Annotated in this window: 3 protein-coding genes; all 3 read left to right on the top strand. The window is 68.2% G+C overall.

Going from position 1 to position 1,419, the window contains the following annotated elements; genetic code table 11:
• On the top strand, positions 1-440 hold a 440-nt coding region (locus ACOADB_RS20420), incomplete at its 5' end, for an AMP-binding enzyme (protein ID WP_420281106.1).
• A gap of 55 nt (positions 441-495) precedes the next feature.
• Positions 496-741, top strand: coding sequence for a phosphoribosylformylglycinamidine synthase subunit PurS (purS, locus tag ACOADB_RS20415; protein ID WP_182377931.1), 246 nt, complete (start codon positions 496-498; stop codon positions 739-741).
• Positions 738-1,406 carry a phosphoribosylformylglycinamidine synthase subunit PurQ gene (purQ, locus tag ACOADB_RS20410; protein WP_378602745.1) on the top strand — a complete coding sequence of 223 codons (669 nt, stop codon included), beginning with the start codon at positions 738-740 and terminating at the stop codon, positions 1,404-1,406. The genes purS and purQ overlap by 4 nt, the downstream gene beginning before the upstream one ends.
• Positions 1,407-1,419 lie beyond the last annotated feature (13 nt).

The following is a 1,419-nucleotide window of genomic DNA, read 5'->3' as shown; positions in this document are numbered from 1 at the left end:
TCGCGATCAAGGGCCACAACATCATGAAGGGCTACTACAAGCGCCCCGATGCCACGGCTGCGTCGATCAGCGAGGACGGCTGGTTCCGCTCCGGGGACCTCGGTCGCAAGGACGCCGACGGCTGGTACTACATCGTCGACCGGTCCAAGGACATGATCATCCGCGGCGGTTTCAACGTGTACCCGCGCGAGATCGAGGAAGTGCTGCTCACCCACCCGGCCGTCTCGCTGGCCGCCGTCATCGGCGTCCCGCACGACAGCCACGGCGAGGAGATCAAGGCCGTCCTCATCCTCAAGCCGGGCGCCACCGCCACCCCCGAGGAGATCGTCGCCTGGAGCAAGGACCAGATGGCGGCGTACAAGTACCCGCGCATCGTCGAGTTCGTCGACGCGCTCCCGATGACCGCCACGGGCAAGATCCTCAAGCGCGAGCTGTCGTAGTCCGCAACCGGACGCGATGCACGGGCCACGGCCCGCGGTCACTAGACTGCGGTCCGTGGCCCGAGTCGTCGTTTCCGTCATGCCGAAGCCCGAGATCCTCGACCCCCAGGGGAAGGCGGTGCTCGGTGCCCTGCCCCGACTCGGCTTCACCGGCGCAACGGACGTCCGCCAGGGGAAGCGGTTCGAGATCGAGTTCGCCGGTGAGGTGACCGACGCCGTCCTGGCCGAGGTGCGCCAGATGGCCGAGACGATCCTGTCGAACCCGGTGATCGAGAACTACGCCGTGAGCGTCGAGCAGTGAAGGTCGGGGTCGTCACCTTCCCCGGCTCCCTCGACGACGTCGACGCGCAGCGCGCGGTCCGCATCGGCGGCAACGAAGCGGTTGCCCTGTGGCACGGTGACGCCGACCTCAAGGGTGTCGACGCGGTCATCCTGCCCGGCGGCTTCTCGTACGGAGACTACCTCCGCTGCGGCGCCATCTCGCGCTTCGCCCCCGTGATGACCGAGGTCGTCGCCAAGGCCCAGCAGGGCATGCCCGTCCTCGGCATCTGCAACGGCTTCCAGATCCTGTGCGAGTCGCACCTCCTCCCGGGTGCGCTGATCCGCAACGACCACCGCAAGTTCGTCTGCCGTGACCAGCTGCTGCGCATCGAGAACAACAACACCCCCTGGACCTCGGCCTACGAGCAGGGCCAGGAGATCCGGATCGTGCTGAAGAACGGCGAGGGCGGCTTCGTCGCCGACGCCGACACGCTCGCCCGGATCGAGGGCGAGGGCCAGGTCGTGGCCCGCTACCTCGAGATGAACCCGAACGGCTCGCTCAACGACATCGCCGGCCTCACCAACGAGCGCGGCAACGTCGTCGGCCTGATGCCGCACCCCGAGCACGCCGTCGAGGAGCTCACCGGCAGCGGCCTCGACGGGATCGGCTTCTTCGCCTCGCTCGTCGAGCGCACCTTCGCCTGAGGTCTCGAGGCGG

Origin of the sequence: Nocardioides sp. CPCC 206348 (assembly GCF_048654705.1) — a bacterium.
In the GTDB taxonomy this organism is placed as follows: domain Bacteria; phylum Actinomycetota; class Actinomycetes; order Propionibacteriales; family Nocardioidaceae; genus Nocardioides.
This window is presented reverse-complemented; position numbering and strand designations above follow the sequence as displayed.